This is a genomic window from Streptomyces sp. NPDC097640 (genome assembly GCF_040302705.1).
In the GTDB taxonomy this organism is placed as follows: Bacteria; Actinomycetota; Actinomycetes; order Streptomycetales; family Streptomycetaceae; genus Streptomyces.
Genome location: NZ_JBEOSB010000003.1, coordinates 1 through 17,042 on the forward strand (window position 1 = coordinate 1; position 17,042 = coordinate 17,042).

The following is a 17,042-nucleotide window of genomic DNA, read 5'->3' on the forward strand; positions in this document are numbered from 1 at the left end:
CATCATCGGACAGCACAACCTCGACGGCACGAGGACCCCGGGACATGAAAACAGCCTACAGACTTAAGCCCGCGATTTCCGGCGCATCACACTAGGGCCTGTACGGCGGATCATGTCGGGCGGCCCACCGGCGCTGGATCGCTGTAGCGACCCGCCGGACAAGGAGTTGGGTGGAGCAGGTTGGGTCCGTCGATAAATACCTGGACATCGGTCGCGGTGGTCGGGGACGCTTCGCGCGATGACCAGAATCGATGACACGCCTCCCGCGTGGGACGAGCGCACCCAGCTCACCACGTTTCTCGACTACGCGCGTGACACCGCCCGCGCCAAGTGCGATGGCGTCTCTGCGGAGAACGCACGCAAGGCGCTCCTGCCGGGCTCACCGCTGATGACCATGAGCGGAGTGATCAACCACCTCCGCTGGGTCGAGTACTACTGGTTCCAAGTGGTCTTCCTCGGCGAGGAAGACCGGGGCCCCTGGACCGAGGAGGACCCCGACCGCGAGATGCGTATCGCCGTCGACTTCCCGCTCACGCAGTTGCTCGACGAATACGCCGAACAGAGCGCCTACTACCGCGAACTGGTCGCCGGGAACGGCCTGGACAAGCATGCCCAGCGAACCGTCCGCAACGGCCTCCACGTCGACCTGCGCTGGATCCTCCTCCATCTCACCGAGGAGACGGCCCGCCACAACGGCCACCTGGACATCCTGCGCGAGATGCTCGACGGCACGACCGGCGACTAGATCCGGCGGAGATCACGGGCGGAGCCAGAGTCGGATCGACGCGACGGTGACGGTGCCGTGGAAGATGTAGCCGCGCTTGTCGAACCTCGTGGCCACGGCCCAGGAGTTCTTCAACCCGTTGATCGTCCGCTCGACTTCGTTCCGTCGCTTGCAGATCGTCTTGTCGAAGCCGACAGGTCGGCCGCCCTTGCTGCCCCTTCGTTGGCGGTTGGCCCGCTGGTTCTTCGGTTCGGGGATGGTGTGCTTGATCTGGCGTCGTCGCAGGTAGCGGCGGTTGCGGTGGGAGGAGTACGCCTTGTCGCCGCCGAGATGGTCGGGCCGCGTGCGAGGGCGTCCGCCACCGGGGCGGCCAACACGGATGCGTTCCATGACCGGAATGAGCTGCGGAGCGTCGCCCCACTGGCCCGGAGTGATCAGCAGGGCCATGGGGCGGCGTCCACCCTCACCGGCCAGGTGGATCTTGCAGGTCAGGCCGCCCCGGGAGCGTCCGAGTCCCTCGTCGGGGCGGTGCCTCCGAGGCGGGCGTCTTCCCCCGGCACGCGTGGCGGTTTCCTACGAGCCCCGGCGGCGTGCTGATGGGCCCGGCAGGAGGTCGAATCGACGCTCACCATCGACCAGTCGATCCGGCCTTCCGCGTCGGCGTCAGCCAGGACGGCCGCGAAGATCCCGTCCCAGGGCGCGAGACCGAACTGACCATCTCGGCTGTCCAGGCCCTCGATCCACTTCTCACAAGGACGGCTGCTCAGGAACCTACCGCCGGGGCTTCATCCCTCAACCTGTAGTGCGATTCACCGGCCAACGCACCGACTCCGGAGAACTGCGTGACGGGTTTCTGACCTCTTTCGTCAATGTCTCCTGTGTCCAGCCCATCGACGACATCGAGGAATATGGGGCGATACTCGACGGCTGGCTCTCCATACTCTCCCAACTCGGCTTCCATGCCCGGCACATAAGCATCTACGGCCGGGTCATGGTGTGGCAACGCCGCCAAGTCCAGGGAATCACCCTGCGGTTTCGGCACTTGGACCTCACGCTAGGCGACATTGTTCTCCTGTGGAACGCGGACAATCCACAATGCATGGCGGTCGACCTCGGCGCTAGCCTCGAACGCTTGGCCTGGGCCCGGACCCTGCAAAGTTGGAACGAACTGATCTTCGGGCCTCTCGCTGGAGCGGCCTCTCCTTCCACCTTGGACGCACTCCGCACAGCGACGCTTCTGATCGGCAACGGCATCATGCCTGCGGCACGGGGCGCGGGCGGAGCAACCCGGCGAGTCCTTGGCACGCTCACGCCCGAATCGATCCGCCTCGGAGTAAGCGCCGCAGTTCGATCAACGCACCAGTACTGGACGACGATTGCGGCGCTTGCTGTCCCTTGGCCGACCATTGCCACCACCATCGAGCAGGAGATCACCCGTCGATAGCCGCCACGGAGGAGCCCCAGTCTGAACGGCGGGGGCTCCTCCGCCATCTTCCGATTTCTACCCTCGGGCACCAGTGACGGTCAGCAGGGTGTCCCAGCTGTTCGACTGACTCAGATGTTCCTCGGTGGCGAACAGGTACTTCCAAGTCCCGAACTGACCAAGTTCGGTCACTTCCTTCGCCCACGACTCAGCGGCGGCCTTCTTTGCAAGGACCGACTCGCTGGATGCCTCGGCGTTGGACTTACCCTCGACAAGCCAGTGCACACCGTCTTTGTCTATGGCGATGAAGTCCGGGTAGTAGCGCGCCCCGTTGTCGAGCTGGATGTACGTACCGCTACGCGATTCGAGTCGCAGCCACCACTCAACCTTGGAGCTGTCGTCCATCAGGTTGGCGAGCTTGACCTCGGTGGACAGTGCGTCGAAGTGCACGACAGGAAGAATGGAACTGGTCCAGTCCGTGTAACCCGTGCCTCGGATCACCTTGCCGGCGATCTGCATCTTCGACATCGTCGGCCGCGGCATCGGCTGAACCGGAGGCGGAATGGTGACCGTGACGAACTCGTGCTCGGTCGTCGCGAGCTTCTGCTTGAAGCTGGAGACCACCAGATTCTCCAACTGCGACAGTGCGAGATCTGCCCGGGCTTCCTCCCAGGGCGTGTTGTCCTCCGCGTCGATCTCAATCGCCGCACCCTCGATCGCCGCACTCAGGAACGTGTGAACGATCTTCTGCGCGGCCTCGACCTCATCGGTTGTGAGCTTCAACTGCGGCAGGTTGAGAATCCGTTCTTCAAGGTCCTCCCTGACTTTCGCGATCGGCCAGCTCCGCTGGGTCGCGACCTCGGACTTCAGCACCTGCTCTTGGATTCCAGAAACCTGGCCGTCCAGTCCTCGGGTGGCGTTCAAAGCGACCTTCTTCAGGTCGACTTCTATCACGTCCTTGAAGCGCTTCCCCATGTTCGCGACGGCGCCAGGGTTCACGAAGGACAGACTGTACGTGTCCGGCTTCTCCAGCAGCCGCTTGCTGGGGAACGTAATGGGCGGCGCCCCCTCGGCAGGCCTCATGACCTGCGGGATCTGCGCCTTCTCGACCCCGGCCTCGGCAAGCCGGTGCTCCATGTCCGCCATGCCGATGAAGGCAGTCTCGGACGTCTCTGTGTCGAAACCGCCGTCCCTGACAGGCGCCTCGGCGGTGAAGACCAGCATCCCCTGAGTCTCCACCTCGCTATACGCCGGCAGAGAGCTTGTGCCACCAGGCTTGGACACCGGGGCGGCGCCCTGTTGACCCTTCTGAGGAAGGACGTGCTCCAGAAGGGCTTCCTTCGCTGCCAGCAGTTTTCGGTACGAGTCGTGCGCGATGATGTCGACGGTGTCGACCATCGAGAAGCCAACGCGCTTCCCGTAGGGCAGGCGAAGACCGCGGCCCAGGATCTGTTCGGTGAGGGTCTCAGAGGCAAGAGTACGCAGCGCGACGATCACGCTGATGTTCTTGACGTCCCAACCCTCCTTGAGCATGTTGACCGACACCACGGCCCGAACCGGGGAATCTGAGTCCTCGATGCCGGCAAGGGCTTCGAGCGCGTCCTCCTTGCTCCCCGAGGTGATCTGCAAGACCGCCCCGGCCTCGCCGATGAACCCCGGGCCAGCCAGCATGTCGGCTACTTCCGTAGCCTCTGCGACGCTCTGGCACACCACGAAGAGAACGGGATTGACCATGGGACGCCCGTTCTGCTCGGCCCAATCCCGAGTCGTCTCCTCCTTCACCCGGCGCAGCTGACAGGCATCAGCGAGCTGAGTGGCGATGTCCGTATGGCCGTCCTCCCGGTAGACGATGACCGGGATCTTCACCAGCCCATCCGCGATGGCTTCCGCAAGCGAGTACTGGAACACCACCCGGCCGGGAACCTTGCGGTCGGCCTCATCAGGGGTTGCCGTCAGACCGACAAGTGCGCGAGGTTCAAGATCCCGAACTGCTTCGTGGAACTTCTTCGCCTCGCTCCGGTACACGTGATGCTCATCGGCGATGATGACCAAGTCATCAGCCTCGCGCAGGTGGTCGTACAGCGCAGTCCCGATGAACTCATCGGTCAAGTGGGCAGCGCGAGAGGTCTTCGCGGTTGGCTTCGTCAGCAACTGCACGTTGAAGATGAAGACCTTCAGTGCATCCGGATCGTGTAGCGCGTCGCCGACGCGGCCACCAGCATAGTTTTCCGGATGGATGACGAGCGGCTCGTATTCCGCTCCTGGAACGAACTTGGGATGGCCAGGATCGAAGTTGGCTACCGTCTTCTTCTGGATCGTCTTGCCAGGAGTGACAATCAGGATGTTGCGCACACCCTGCTCGGCAAGGTAGTCGATCAAAGCCCGGAGGATGTAGGTCTTGCCTACACCGGTAGCGAGGTCACAGACGATCTCGCGTCCGTCCCCGGACTGAATCTCCTCGACGGCCTTGGACACCGCACGCCGGTTGGGGTCCCGCAATTCCATACGGGTCGCCAGGCCCTCGATCGCCGCCTGGTCGTACGTGATCCAACTCAACGCAGCACACGTCCCTTCATGTCCAACAGGTCCTGGGGAGCCTTCTTGATCCGCGAGCCTGGGCTGAGGTTGGCGAGAAGGCTGGCCGCCTCACGAAGGTAGCTCTTGGCCACAATGAGAACTCGCTCGTCGTCATTCAGCCCGTCAACGATTGACTGAACCGTGCTCTCAGAGACCAACCCGTCAACAACCGCAAGTCGTTGACGCCCCTTGCGACCGACGAACGGTGGCTCAGGGTCTGGTTCCAATTCGAAACCGGGGATCTGCGCACAGGCGGCTTCGGCAAAGTCGTCGCCGGTCACCCAAGGCGCGAGGAGGAGCCGGTTGCCCAGGCGTTCATACATGGACGGAGAAACTTCCAGCTGGCGGAAGCCGCCGCCTTTTTCCCAGCCAACGGCAGCGGTAACACCGCCGGGCTCTTCTCCATTTACGACCATCTCAAGGCGAGGTCGCACAAAGGTCTCGATAGTGGCACGCTCTCGCTCGACAGTGACCCAGCGCCTACCCATCTTGTGTGCGACCGCAGCCGTAGTTCCCGACCCACCAAAACAGTCGAGCACAATGTCGCCCGGATTGGATGCGATGGTGATTACGCGCTCCATGAGACCTTCGGGCTTCGGCGTAGCGAAGGCGGGAACGTCGGGGAACATCTTTCGGAAATGGTCGCGCTTCGCACCCATGTTGCTCCCGACCTCTGCGGCCGGCCACCACGTCCGAGGAACAACACCTCCTTGAACTTCGGTGAGATACCTCTTGACGATGGGCATCCTGTCGCCATCTTTGCCGAAGTAAACGCGGCCTTCATGAAGCGCAAGTTCAAAGTTCGCTTTAGAGAAACGCCAGTAGACACCACTCGGGGGCGTTACGACACGGCCCGAAGGTAGCGTGACCGGATATCGCATGGCGTCCGAGCCGGATTTTGCCGTGCTGTCCGCCCCCTGGAGCCACGGCCCTCGGGGATCACCATCGGGATTCTTGTATCGCTTTTCCTGATCAGCAGTGCGCGGGAGGAGGTTTCTGGTGGGGCGCCACGCATTCCAGTTCTTTGCAAATACCAGAATGTAGTCCTGCACCGTGCTGATTGCAGTGTCATTCCTTCTACCCGCATCGGTTTCCCACACAACCGTTGCGACGAAATTTGACCGCCCGAAGACCTCATCCAGAAGTACCTTGCAGTACGCCATTTCCGAGTCGTCGAGATGCACCCACACGGTTCCATCATCCGCAAGAAGATCACGAATGAGCAGCAGTCGATCACGAATCATTGTGAGCCAGACCGAGTGCTCCACGCCATCGTCATAGTGGTCGAAGGCTTGCCCCGTATTAAAGGGAGGGTCGATATATGCGAGCTTGACCTTACCGCGATACTTCTGCGCAAACTCCGGGAGTCTCGTGAGAGCCCTGAGCGCATCCCCGCTGTCCCCCGCAATCAGCAGGTTGTCTTCGGCGCGCTTGAGGTCGTCATGCACCTCTCCTACCGTCGCGACATCGCGGAGGAGACGTGTCTCGGTCACCCGGAAGTCATCCCGATCGACCCACTCGTAGCCGCCATCCTGAGCGCTGATGAGCGACCTGTCCTTATTGATCCAAGACAGGCTGAGACGCCCCGAGGTGCCCATGTCTTTTCCTCCAACTGTGGTGACTTGAGAAGCGTACCGGGGCGCACTGACACCGAAGGCTGGTTCGCCACTCGACCGGCACAAACGCCTCAGCCGTGCCGTCTCACCCTCGACCCTCGCCGGCGCCGAGGGAGCTGTCCCCCTCTGCCGCAGAAACGACCGCCTCAACCACCTCGCCGATCGCGACCCTCGGCACTTCTCCTGCGGAATCCACGGTTTCGGTGTCCGTCGGCACCATCACTTCATCCGTCTGCGGGTCCGTCACCGTCACAGAAACAACGCACGGTGGAGCGTCCGGTGTCGCCTCAACCGGTGCAGTCACCTCGACCGTGACGGTCATGGTGTCGGTGACCTGCGACTCAGCCGTAACCGTCACCACGCCCTCGACGTCCGGCTCGGACACGTCGAACGTTGGAACCGTGCCAGGCTGGCTGATCACCACCATGTAGCTCCTGAACGGCATTAGCGTGTCCACCAGATCCTCTACTGGATCGGGGACGGCCTCGCGAACGGTATCGCCGAGCTTGCCCAGCGTGCCCTTCGGTTCCTCGCCTTCCTTCCCGGTGTCCTGTGCAGGGTCTTCGGACTTCTTGCCATGATGCTCGCGCACGGAAGGGGCGTTTCGCCCAGCTTGACGGTCGGAGTCGGCTGGTTTGCGTTCCTCAGATGGCGCCACCTCGCGGTACAGCGGACCGCTAGCCAAGATCTCCGTACCCCCGCCTCCCTTCTCGACTGCATCGGGCTTGACGGGCTGTGCGGGCTTGGTGAACTCGTCGTTCTCCCCGTACGCCAGGGCGTGAGCGTCCTCCTTGGACAGGCCCCGGCGGATGGCTTCCTTCATGATCGCCTGGCGCTGCTCTTCGGTGAGCGGAACACCCGCGATGCCGCCCCTGCCGTCGAAGTAGGTGGGCACGTAGCCCGTCTCTGGCTCACTGCGGTACACATCGCCCCGTTCCGGGTCCACGTCGGGCGCAGCGGTGGCCGGACGGCTCTTGGCGGTCGGTGCGTGCGACGTCTGCGAGAGGCTGAGGGTCCCTGTGTAGGCGATGACTGATGCGAGGAGTCCGTACCCGAGTATCGCAGTTTTCCTCTGGAGCTCGCCTCTCGCAGGGAGGGCGAGCACACGGGAAACAGTCGTACGACAGACGGGCACGGCAGGTACCCCCCCCCCCGAGGGTTGGAACCATTGATTCCGATTCAATAGAACATTGAACTTTTGTTCGACAGAGAGAGGTATCTTCTGGATCTTGGAACTCGTACTCCGGGCGGATGAGAGATGGTTCGGAAGTCCCACAACCCCCCGACGGGTCGTCAGAACAGAGCTCCCGAACCGGCCCGCAAAAGTCAGCACCAAACCAGCACGGGAGGGATGCGGAGGGGTGATGGGCGGTGCTTCCAGGTCAGCGCCAAGTCAGCACGGGAATGAAATGGGGGCCGACTCCCGAAGGAACCAACCCCCTCTGACCTGCACGTTTGCTAGATCAGGAGTCCCGTGCTACGTGACCCGTCACACGTTGAAGCGGAACTCCACCACATCCCCGTCCCGCATCACATACTCCTTGCCCTCCATCCGGGCCTTCCCCGCCGCGCGGGCCTCGGCGACCGAGCCCGTGGCGACCAGGTCCTCGAAGGAGATGACCTCGGCCTTGATGAAGCCCTTCTGGAAGTCGGTGTGGATCACACCGGCCGCCTCCGGGGCGGTCGCGCCCTTCTTGATGGTCCAGGCGCGGGACTCCTTGGGGCCGGCCGTGAGGTAGGTCTGGAGGCCGAGGGTGTCGAAGCCGACGCGGGCGAGGGTGGCGAGGCCGGGTTCGTCCTGGCCCACGGACTGGAGGAGCTCGAGGGCCTCCTCGTCGTCGAGCTCGGCGAGGTCGGCCTCCAGCTTGGCGTTGAGGAAGATCGCCTCGGCGGGGGCGACGAGGGCGCGCTGCTCTTCCTTGAAGGCGTCGTCGGTGAGCTCGTCCTCGTCGACGTTGAAGACGTAGAGGAAGGGCTTGGTGGTGAGCAGGTGCAGCTCGTGGAGGACGGCGGCGCGCTCGGTGCCCTGGACGATGCCGGCGGAGAAGAGGGTGCGGCCCTCCTCGAGGATGTCCTTGGCCTCCTCGACGGCCTTGACCTGGGCCTGCTTGTCCTTCTGGATCCGCGACTCCTTGACCAGGCGCGGCAGCACCTTCTCGATGGTCTGGAGGTCGGCCAGGATCAGCTCGGTGTTGATCGTCTCGATGTCGTCCTTGGGCGAGACCTTGCCGTCGACGTGGACGACGTTCTCGTCCTTGAAGGCGCGGATGACCTGGCAGATCGCGTCGGACTCGCGGATGTTCGCCAGGAACTTGTTGCCCAGGCCCTCGCCCTCGGAGGCGCCCTTGACGATGCCCGCGATGTCGACGAAGTCGACCGTGGCGGGGAGCTTGCGGGCCGAGCCGAAGATCCCGGAGAGGGTGTCGAGGCGGGGGTCGGGGACGCCGACGACGCCGACATTGGGCTCGATGGTGGCGAACGGGTAGTTGGCCGCCAGCACGTCGTTCTTGGTCAGGGCGTTGAACAGGGTCGACTTGCCGACATTCGGCAGACCGACGATTCCGATCGTGAGCGACACGTTGGCGACTTCCCGTAACTTCCCGTAGCGAGAATGTGACGACAGGGACGAGGCCCGCTGCGGGGCCGATGCACCAGTCTACGGGGCCGCCCCGTGTCACCCGGCCGGACCGACAATCGGTCGAACACACTGCCAAGGTCCTGCGAAGGGCGTGTCCAACGCCGGATTCCCGCCGCCCCTCGACCTACGTTGGTCGGGTGGAGCCATACAGCACCCGTACGCCGCGCCGCTCTTACGCCGCCCCGCCGCCCCGCCCCGCGGCGGACGACGACGCGGACGACAGGAACGCGGGCAGGGACCGGCGCAGAGGCGGGGCGGGCGAGGCGGGCGAGGCGAAGCGGCGCGTGCCGCCGTCGTCCGCCGCCGCCGCGCCGCGGCGGCGCGGGCCGGGCGTGGGGCCGGCCGTGCGGCGCGCGGTGGCCGGGCTGCGCTATCCCACCCCGCGCCTGACCGGCTTCGGCGCGGGTCTGCTGGCCACCGTCGCCCTGCTGACCTTCGGGTGCCTGGACACGCTGCTGTTCTCCGCCTCCACCACCGCCTACGGCACGGTCTTCCTGCTGGTGAGCGCGGCGTGCGGGCTGTGGGTGCGCCCGGCGGACCTCGCGGCGGCGCCGGTCGGGGCGCCGATCGCGTTCACGTTCGGGCTGGTGCCGATCAACGACGGGTCGGACGGCCTGGCCGGGCAGGCGATGGGCGTCTTCACCTCACTGGCGCTGAACGCCGGCTGGCTCTACGCCGGAACCCTGCTGGCCTCGCTGATCGTCCTGGCGCGCAAGGGCGCGATGGTCAGCCGGCGGAACCAGCGGCATCAGTGGGAGCGGCAGCGGAGCCGGGATCCCCGGCCGGACCGGCCGGACCGGCCGTCGCGGCCCGGGCGGCCATCGCGGCCCCCACGATCCCCGCGTTGTTCTGAAGCTGCGCAGGCACGATCTCGGCCTTGATCCCCTCGATCAGCGGCAGGAACTTCTCCGACTTGCGGCTCACCCCGCCGCCGATCACAAACAGCTCGGGCGAGAACAGCATCTCCACGTGCTCCAGGTACTTCTGCACCCGGTGCGCCCACTGGTGCCAGGTCAGGCCGTGGTCGTCCTTGACCTTGGTCGAGGCCCGCTTCTCCGCCTCGTGGCCGCTCAGCTCCAGATGGCCCAGCTCGGTGTTGGGCACCAGGCGCCCGCCGGTGAAGACCGCGCTGCCGATGCCGGTCCCGAAGGTGAGCAGGATGACCGTGCCCGTACGGTCGCGCCCGGCGCCGAAGGTCATCTCCGCGACGCCGGCCGCGTCCGCGTCGTTGAGGACCGTCACCGGACACCCGAGCCGCTCGCCGAGCAGCGCCGCCGTGTCGACGTCGATCCAGCTCTTGTCGACGTTCGCGGCGGTGCGCGTCGTACCGCCGGTCACCACGCCCGGGAAGGTCACCCCGACCGGCCGCCCGCTCCAGTTGAAGGAGTCGACGACCTCCCGGACCCGGTCGGCGACCGCGTCGGGCGTGGACGGCTGCGGGGTCAGGACCTTGAAGCGCTCCTCGGCCAGGTCCCCGCGCACCAGGTCCACCGGGGCGCCCTTGATGCCCGAGCCCCCGATGTCCACGCCCAGGACATGGCCCGTGAGGTGGCCGGAACCCTCCGGCCGGGCGGCGGAGTCTGCGGGCTCGGGCTGCGACTGCGGTGCGGAGTGCGTCGATTGCATGGTCAGAAGGCTAGAGGGTGGAGCCGCCGGATGGGCCGCTCACGCGTCCCGGGAGGGGGCGGCCGGGGTGGCGTCGGCCGTCGCGGCCGCGGCCTCGGACCTCAGGTCGCGGCGCAGCTCCTTGGGCAGCGAGAAGGTCAGGCTCTCCCGCATCGGCTGGACGACCTCGACATCCCCGAAGCCGCGCTCGGCCAGCCACTCCAGCACGCCCTCGACCAGCACGTCCGGCACCGAGGCGCCCGAGGTCACGCCGACCGTCGTCACGCCCTCCAGCCATGCCTCGTCGATCTCGTCGGCGAAGTCGACCAGGTGGCCGTCCTTGGCGCCGGCGCCGAGGGCGACCTCGACCAGCCGCACCGAGTTGGAGGAGTTCTTGGAGCCGACGACGATCACCAGGTCGGCCTCGGCGGCGACCTGCTTGATCGCGATCTGGCGGTTCTGCGTGGCGTAGCAGATGTCGTCGCTGGGCGGGCTGACGAGCCCCGGGAACCGCTGCTTGAGCGCGTCCACGGTCTCCATCGTCTCGTCGACGGAGAGCGTGGTCTGGGACAGCCAGACGACCTTGGACTCGTCGCGGACCTGGACGTTCTCCACGTCCTTCGGGCCGTCGACGAGGGTGATGTGGTCGGGCGCCTCGCCGCTGGTGCCGATGACCTCCTCGTGGCCCTCGTGGCCGATCAGGAGGATGTCGTAGTCCTCCTTGGCGAACCGGACCGCTTCCTTGTGGACCTTGGTGACCAGCGGGCAGGTCGCGTCGATGGTGGCGAGCCGGCGCTGCCGCGCCTCCTCGTGGACGACGGGCGCGACGCCGTGGGCCGAGAAGATCACGATGGACCCCTCGGGCACCTCCTCCGTCTCGTCGACGAAGATCGCGCCCTTCTTCTCGAGGGTCTGCACGACGTACTTGTTGTGGACGATCTCCTTGCGCACGTAGATCGGCGCCCCGTACTGCTCCAGGGCCTTCTCGACGGCGATTACGGCACGGTCCACGCCGGCGCAGTAGCCCCGGGGGGCCGCGAGCAGGACCCGGCGGGCTGTCGTTGCGGTCATGTTCACCATGGTAGGGGGCCGTGGACCCGGGTCATTGTCGGCGGCGGCCGATACGCTCCCGCACATGGCTGTCAACACATCCGCTGAGGCGCCGATCCCGGTCGGCGAGGTGTCCCGGCTGATCGGGGGATGGATCGACCGGCTCGGGGCGGTGTGGGTCGAGGGGCAGATCACCCAGCTGTCCCGGCGCCCGGGCGCCGGGGTGGTGTTTCTGACCCTGCGCGACCCCTCGTACGACATCTCGCTCACCGTCACCTGCTTCCGCGCCGTCTTCGACAAGGTCGCGGACACGGTCACCGAGGGCGCGCGGGTGGTGGTGCTCGCCAAGCCGGAGTGGTACGCGCCGCGCGGCCAGCTGTCCCTGCGGGCCACCGAGATCCGGCCGGTCGGGGTCGGGGAGCTGCTGGCCCGGCTGGAGCTGCTGAAGAAGTCGCTGGCGGCGGAGGGCCTGTTCGCGGCCGACCGCAAGAAGCCGCTGCCCTTTCTGCCGCAGCTGATAGGGCTGGTCTGCGGGCGGGCCTCGGCGGCCGAGCGCGATGTGCTGGAGAACGCGCGGCTGCGCTGGCCCGCGGTCCGCTTCGAGGTGCGCAATGTCGCCGTGCAGGGCGTCCACGCCGTCCCCCAGGTGATCGAGGCGGTCCAGGAGCTGGACGCGCTGCCCGAGGTGGACGTGATCATCGTGGCGCGCGGCGGCGGCAGCGTGGAGGATCTGCTGCCGTTCTCCGACGAGCAGCTGGTGCGGGCCGTGGCGGCCTGCGCCACCCCGGTGGTCTCGGCGATCGGTCACGAGCCGGACTCGCCGCTGCTGGACCTGGTCGCCGATCTGCGCGCCTCCACGCCCACCGACGCGGCCAAGAAGATCGTGCCGGACGTGGGCGAGGAGCTGGTGCGGATCCAGCAGCTGCGCGAGCGCGGGCTGCGCAGCGTGCGCGGGCTGCTGGACCGGGAGGAGCGGGGGCTCGCGGCGGCCCTGGCGCGCCCGTGCCTGCGCCGGCCGCAGCGCATGGTGGACGAGCGGGCCGAGCAGGTCTCGGGGCTGCTGGACCGCGGCCGGCGCTGCCTCGGGCATCTGCTGGACCGGGCGGAGTCGGAGCTGACGCACACCCACGCCCGGGTGGTGGCGCTCTCCCCCGCCGCGACGCTGCGGCGCGGCTATGCGGTGCTCCAGCACGCGGACGGGTCGGTGGTGCGGGCCGCGGCCGAGGTGAGCGCGGACGAGGAGCTCCGGGCCCGGGTCGCCGAGGGCGAGTTCGCGGTTCGCGCCGTTGTCAGCCCCCCTGAATAGGCTGTGCGGTATGGCGAAGACGGATCAGAAGGCCACGAAGGCCGCCGGGAGCGCGGCCGAGGCGTCCACGCTCGGATATGAGCAGGCGCGGGACGAGCTGGTCGAGGTGGTGCGCCGCCTGGAGGCCGGCGGTACGACCTTGGAGGAGTCGCTCGCCCTGTGGGAGCGGGGCGAGGAGCTGGCGAAGGTCTGCCGCCGCTGGCTGGAGGGCGCTCGCGCTCGGCTGGACGCGGCGCTGGCCGAGACGGCGGACGCGGGCCAGGGCGGGGCCGGGGCCGGAGACGAGGGGGACGGCGAAGGCTGACGGGCGAGCCGACGCGATCAGTCGCTGTGATTCGGAGCACCCCGCCCGCGATTTAGTTGAACGTTAACCTAAATCGCGTATGGTGGGGCTTCGTAAGCACCACCCCCACAGCAAGCAGAAGGTTGCGCACGACCATGTCTCTCGCCCTCGACCCCACCGCCCAGGACCTCCTCTTCCGCGAGGCCCACACCGCCAACACCTTCACCGACGAGCCGGTGTCCGACGAGCAGGTCCAGGCGATCTACGACCTGATCAAGTACGCCCCCACGGCCTTCAACCAGTCGCCCCTGCGCGTCGTGCTGGTCCGCTCGGCCGAGGCCCGTGAGCGCCTGGTCCCGCACATGTCCGAGGGCAACCGGGCCAAGACCGCCACCGCCCCGCTGGTCGCGATCCTGGCCGCGGACAACGAGTTCCACGAGGAGCTCCCCACCCTCTTCCCGGCCTTCCCGCAGGCCAAGGACCTCTTCTTCGCCGAGCGCGCCGCCCGTGAGCAGGCCGCGGCGATGAACGCCTCGCTCCAGGCCGGCTACTTCATCCTGGGCATCCGCGCCGCCGGTCTGGCCGCCGGCCCGATGACGGGCTTCGACCCGGCCGGGGTGCGCAAGGAGTTCCTGGACGACGACCACACCCCACTGATGATCATCAACATCGGCAAGCCGGGCGACAACGCCTCGTTCCCGCGCGGCCCCCGCCTCTCCTACGACGAGGTCGTCACCACGGCGTGACCTCCCCGGACCGCCCCGCTTCCCCCGGCGGGGCACCGCCGCCGCCCCGGTCCCCCCGCGGGGCGGCGCGCCCGGCCGCCGCGCTCAGCCCTTCGCCGAGTTGAGCGCGGCGGCCATTTCCGTCAGCTGCCCGAACGTCGCCGTGCCGGTGACCACCGTGGTCGCGCCCGGCTCCGCGTGCACCAGGGCGTTGTACTTGTCGCCCTCGTAGCGGACCCACTCCTTGCCGTCGATCCGCTCCGTCCGGTCCGTCTTCGCCGCCCGCTGGGTGACGTCAGCGATGAACGGCCCCGCCTTGGTGTCGCTCTGCTCCACCGCGACGTACTCCTCGTCCGGGGTGAGGAAGCCGAGGTGCCAGACCGTGTCGCCCTCCGCCTGCGCGAGCTTCACCGGCCCGTACGTCACCGAGGTCGCGCGCCAGCCCTTGGGCAGGCTGCCGGGCTCCGGCGCGGCCACCGGGTACGGCGCCGCGCGCCGGGCGGTGATCAGCTCTACCCTGTAGTCGACCGTCTTCAGCGGATTCTTGCTGTCGTCGTGCGGAATGGCGAAGACGTAAATGAGTGCCGCGAAGGCGCCTATCGCCGCCAGCGACAGCACCATGTCCCGCACCGTCTCTTTGCCTCGCATACCTGCCACGCCCCCTATCGTCCCTCATGACAGTCGTGCTCATGCGTGGGGCCCTCTGCTCACATTCGCAATCAGCGGATACTGTGATTTTCGGGGGGCTGTCCACAGCTCCCGCACCAAGTACAAAACACCCTCACATCCGGCCGTCGCCGTACAGAAAGGTGCGATCCGATGACCGAGCATCATCTCCCGTCCCAGCTGGAAGTCAGCCCCGAGGCGCCCGACCGCAACCTGGCCCTGGAACTCGTCCGGGTCACCGAGGCCGGCGCCATGGCCTCCGGCCGCTGGGTGGGACGCGGCGACAAGAACGGCGCCGACGGAGCCGCCGTCAAAGCAATGCGCTCCCTCGTCCACACCGTGTCCATGAACGGTGTCGTGGTGATCGGCGAAGGCGAGAAGGACGAAGCGCCCATGCTCTTCAACGGAGAGCGAGTGGGCGACGGGACCGGCCCGGAGTGCGACGTGGCCGTGGACCCGGTGGACGGCACCACGCTCACCGCCAAGGGCATGGCGAACGCGGTGTCCGTCCTGGCGGTCGCCGAGCGCGGCACCATGTTCGACCCGTCCGCGGTCTTCTACATGAACAAGCTGGCCACCGGCCCCGAGGCGGCCGAGTTCGTCGACATCACGGCGCCCGTGGGCGTCAACATCCGCCGGATCGCGAAAGCGAAGAAGTCCAGCCCCGAGGACGTCACGGTGGTCGTGCTCGACCGGCCCCGGCACGAGAACATCGTCAAGGAGATCCGGGAGGCGGGCGCCCGGATCAAGTTCATCTCCGACGGCGACGTGGCCGGCGCGATCATGGCCGCGCGCGAGGGCGCCGGCGCGGATCTGCTGCTCGGCATCGGCGGTACGCCGGAGGGCATCATCGCGGCCTGCGCGATCAAGTGCCTGGGCGGCACCATCCAGGCCCAGCTGTGGCCCAAGGACGACGAGGAGCGGCAGCGCGCCATCGACGCGGGCCATGACCTCGACCAGGTGCTGGAGACGGACGACCTGGTCAGGGGCGACAACGTGTTCTTCGTGGCCACCGGCATCACCGACGGCGATCTGCTGCGCGGGGTGCGGTACCGCGCGGAGACCGCGACCACCCAGTCGCTGGTGATGCGCTCCAAGTCGGGGACCATCCGGCAGATCGACTCGGTCCACCGGCTGTCCAAGCTGCGCGCCTACGCCGCGGTCGACTTCGACCGCGCGCGCTAGCGGGCATGCGCTCGCGGACGGGCCCCTCCTCCCCGGCGGGGCCCGGCCGCGTGGTTTCTCAGGTCTCGGTCAGCCGGCGGCGGCCACCCGGACGGTGCGCTGGAGCTCCGCCTCGCGGCGCCGCCGGCGGGCCAGCACGACCCGGCGCTCGGCCGCGGTCAGCCCGCCCCACACCCCGTACGGCTCGGGCTGGAGCAGGGCGTGCTCGCGGCACTCGACCATGACCGGGCAGCGCGCACAGACGCGCTTGGCGGCCTCTTCCCGCGACAGCCGCGCAGCCGTGGGCTCCTTCGAAGGAGCGAAGAACAGCCCGGCCTCGTCCCGGCGGCACACAGCCTCCGAGTGCCAGGGGCCTGCCTGATCCCGAGCGGGACTGCGCTGCGGGGGCACGGCGGCGTCCAGCAGGGGCTGATGCGGTTGCAGCACGGTCTACTCCTGACGACGGCTCCGGTGGTCACCCTTGCCCGCCTGGCCCGCACGGCCCCTTGACACCCCCATCAGCCGTACGAGAGACGATGCACCAAGCCTTACCCGCTGTGCGCGTGCTTATGCACACCGTTGCCCCTGCCGGAAATTCAATATGAACGTAGGTTCTTCAGCCGTTTTCCGCGCTTGCGCTTGACCTCGGCACCGCCGAAGAAGGCGAATCCCCGCACCACGATGACCGGGGCCTCCGGGTCCGGCGCCTCGTATGTCTTGATGTCGAATCCACCGAAAATGCCCCCGCCGTCGCCGCGGACCGTGACGTTTTCCGGGACCTTGATCTCGACTCCGCCGAAGATGGCGGAGACGTCGATGACGATCTCCCGGTGCTCGAACAGCGCCTCGGTCAGGTCGATTTCGACGCCGCCGAAGATCGCCAGGACCCGGGTGGTGCGCCTGACCCGCCAACGGCCCTTGCGCGTCGCGCCGCCGAAGATCGCCGTCAGGTTGTCGGAGGCGGGCAGGGCCCGGGCCCCGTACGGGTGCCCCGACACGGGGACGGCGGACCGGCCGCTCGCCGCGGGCGAGGGCAGATCGCGGACCAGGGGCTCCAGTTCGCCGACGGTCTTGGCCCGGTAGACCGCGTCGATCCGCTCGGCGTGCTCTTCGGGGTCGAGCCTGCCCTCGGCCAGCGCCTCGCGCAGAACGTCCGCGATCCGGTCGCGATCCGCGTCCGAGGCCCGCAGCTCCGCGGCGGGCACGGGGGCGGGCGCGGTCTTCGTCAATGGCACCGGCTGTTGGTCAGTCACGCGACCAGAGTA

The 17,042-nt window shown here is 67.4% G+C and carries 15 protein-coding genes and 2 pseudogenes; 7 read left to right on the forward strand and 10 right to left on the reverse strand.

The window, feature by feature from the left end:
• The first annotated feature begins 238 nt into the window (after positions 1 to 238).
• On the forward strand, positions 239 to 745 hold the full coding sequence (locus tag ABTY62_RS04410) for a DinB family protein (protein ID WP_352127864.1): 507 nt from the start codon (positions 239 to 241) through the stop codon (positions 743 to 745).
• A 12-nt stretch (positions 746 to 757) separates the two neighbouring features.
• Here the strand turns inward: ABTY62_RS04410 and ABTY62_RS04415 are convergent.
• Positions 758 to 1,401, reverse strand: a pseudogene (locus tag ABTY62_RS04415) (IS5 family transposase); the annotation flags it as partial.
• Positions 1,402 to 1,526: 125 nt separating this feature from the next.
• Between ABTY62_RS04415 and ABTY62_RS04420 the strand changes: the two are divergent.
• Positions 1,527 to 2,168, forward strand: coding sequence for a hypothetical protein (locus ABTY62_RS04420; protein WP_352127865.1), 642 nt, complete (start codon positions 1,527 to 1,529; stop codon positions 2,166 to 2,168).
• Positions 2,169 to 2,225: 57 nt separating this feature from the next.
• Here ABTY62_RS04420 and ABTY62_RS04425 read toward each other — a convergent pair whose 3' ends face one another.
• The 4 genes from ABTY62_RS04425 to ychF all read right to left on the reverse strand — a co-directional run bounded on the left by ABTY62_RS04425 (position 2,226) and on the right by ychF (position 8,918).
• Positions 2,226 to 4,703: a DEAD/DEAH box helicase family protein gene (locus ABTY62_RS04425; protein WP_352127866.1), complete on the reverse strand. Its 2,478-nt coding sequence runs from the start codon at positions 4,701 to 4,703 to the stop codon at positions 2,226 to 2,228.
• Positions 4,700 to 6,322 carry a site-specific DNA-methyltransferase gene (locus tag ABTY62_RS04430; protein ID WP_352127867.1) on the reverse strand — a complete coding sequence of 541 codons (1,623 nt, stop codon included), beginning with the start codon at positions 6,320 to 6,322 and terminating at the stop codon, positions 4,700 to 4,702. Before ABTY62_RS04430 ends, ABTY62_RS04425 begins: the two co-directional genes overlap by 4 nt.
• Before the next feature lie 103 nt (positions 6,323 to 6,425).
• Complete coding sequence (locus tag ABTY62_RS04435) at positions 6,426 to 7,445, reverse strand: hypothetical protein (protein ID WP_352127868.1); 1,020 nt, start codon at positions 7,443 to 7,445, stop codon at positions 6,426 to 6,428.
• A gap of 384 nt (positions 7,446 to 7,829) precedes the next feature.
• A complete protein-coding gene (gene ychF, locus ABTY62_RS04440) occupies positions 7,830 to 8,918 on the reverse strand; it encodes a redox-regulated ATPase YchF (protein ID WP_352127870.1) in 1,089 nt (362 codons plus the stop codon).
• Between the two features lie 68 nt (positions 8,919 to 8,986).
• Between ychF and ABTY62_RS04445 the strand changes: the two are divergent.
• Positions 8,987 to 9,682, forward strand: a pseudogene (locus ABTY62_RS04445) (DUF6542 domain-containing protein); the annotation flags it as partial.
• Positions 9,683 to 9,704: 22 nt separating this feature from the next.
• Here ABTY62_RS04445 and ppgK read toward each other — a convergent pair.
• Together ppgK and ABTY62_RS04455 are read right to left on the reverse strand one after the other, a co-directional pair.
• A complete protein-coding gene (gene ppgK, locus ABTY62_RS04450; protein WP_352127871.1) occupies positions 9,705 to 10,604 on the reverse strand; it encodes a polyphosphate--glucose phosphotransferase in 900 nt (299 codons plus the stop codon).
• Positions 10,605 to 10,643: 39 nt separating this feature from the next.
• On the reverse strand, positions 10,644 to 11,654 hold the full coding sequence (locus tag ABTY62_RS04455) for a 4-hydroxy-3-methylbut-2-enyl diphosphate reductase (RefSeq protein ID WP_352127872.1): 1,011 nt from the start codon (positions 11,652 to 11,654) through the stop codon (positions 10,644 to 10,646).
• A 64-nt stretch (positions 11,655 to 11,718) separates the two neighbouring features.
• Between ABTY62_RS04455 and xseA the strand changes: the two genes are divergently transcribed.
• The 3 genes from xseA to ABTY62_RS04470 all read left to right on the forward strand — a co-directional run bounded on the left by xseA (position 11,719) and on the right by ABTY62_RS04470 (position 13,968).
• Positions 11,719 to 12,939: an exodeoxyribonuclease VII large subunit gene (gene xseA / locus ABTY62_RS04460; protein ID WP_352127873.1), complete on the forward strand. Its 1,221-nt coding sequence runs from the start codon at positions 11,719 to 11,721 to the stop codon at positions 12,937 to 12,939.
• Positions 12,940 to 12,949: 10 nt separating this feature from the next.
• Complete coding sequence (locus tag ABTY62_RS04465; protein WP_352127874.1) at positions 12,950 to 13,243, forward strand: exodeoxyribonuclease VII small subunit; 294 nt, start codon at positions 12,950 to 12,952, stop codon at positions 13,241 to 13,243.
• 134 nt (positions 13,244 to 13,377) lie between these two features.
• On the forward strand, positions 13,378 to 13,968 hold the full coding sequence (locus ABTY62_RS04470; RefSeq protein ID WP_352127876.1) for a malonic semialdehyde reductase: 591 nt from the start codon (positions 13,378 to 13,380) through the stop codon (positions 13,966 to 13,968).
• An 84-nt stretch (positions 13,969 to 14,052) separates the two neighbouring features.
• Here ABTY62_RS04470 and ABTY62_RS04475 read toward each other — a convergent pair whose 3' ends face one another.
• On the reverse strand, positions 14,053 to 14,595 hold the full coding sequence (locus ABTY62_RS04475) for a DUF4245 domain-containing protein (RefSeq protein WP_352128264.1): 543 nt from the start codon (positions 14,593 to 14,595) through the stop codon (positions 14,053 to 14,055).
• A 171-nt stretch (positions 14,596 to 14,766) separates the two neighbouring features.
• On the opposite strand from ABTY62_RS04475, the gene glpX reads away from it, so the two are divergent.
• Entirely contained in the window at positions 14,767 to 15,798 is a 1,032-nt protein-coding gene (gene glpX, locus ABTY62_RS04480; RefSeq protein ID WP_311727536.1) for a class II fructose-bisphosphatase, read from the forward strand.
• Positions 15,799 to 15,867: 69 nt separating this feature from the next.
• Here the strand turns inward: glpX and ABTY62_RS04485 are convergent, their stop codons facing one another.
• Together ABTY62_RS04485 and ABTY62_RS04490 are read right to left on the reverse strand one after the other, a co-directional pair.
• Positions 15,868 to 16,224: a WhiB family transcriptional regulator gene (locus ABTY62_RS04485; RefSeq protein WP_311727535.1), complete on the reverse strand. Its 357-nt coding sequence runs from the start codon at positions 16,222 to 16,224 to the stop codon at positions 15,868 to 15,870.
• Between the two features lie 149 nt (positions 16,225 to 16,373).
• Positions 16,374 to 17,030: a DUF1707 SHOCT-like domain-containing protein gene (locus ABTY62_RS04490; protein WP_352127877.1), complete on the reverse strand. Its 657-nt coding sequence runs from the start codon at positions 17,028 to 17,030 to the stop codon at positions 16,374 to 16,376.
• Positions 17,031 to 17,042: the final 12 nt, after the last annotated feature.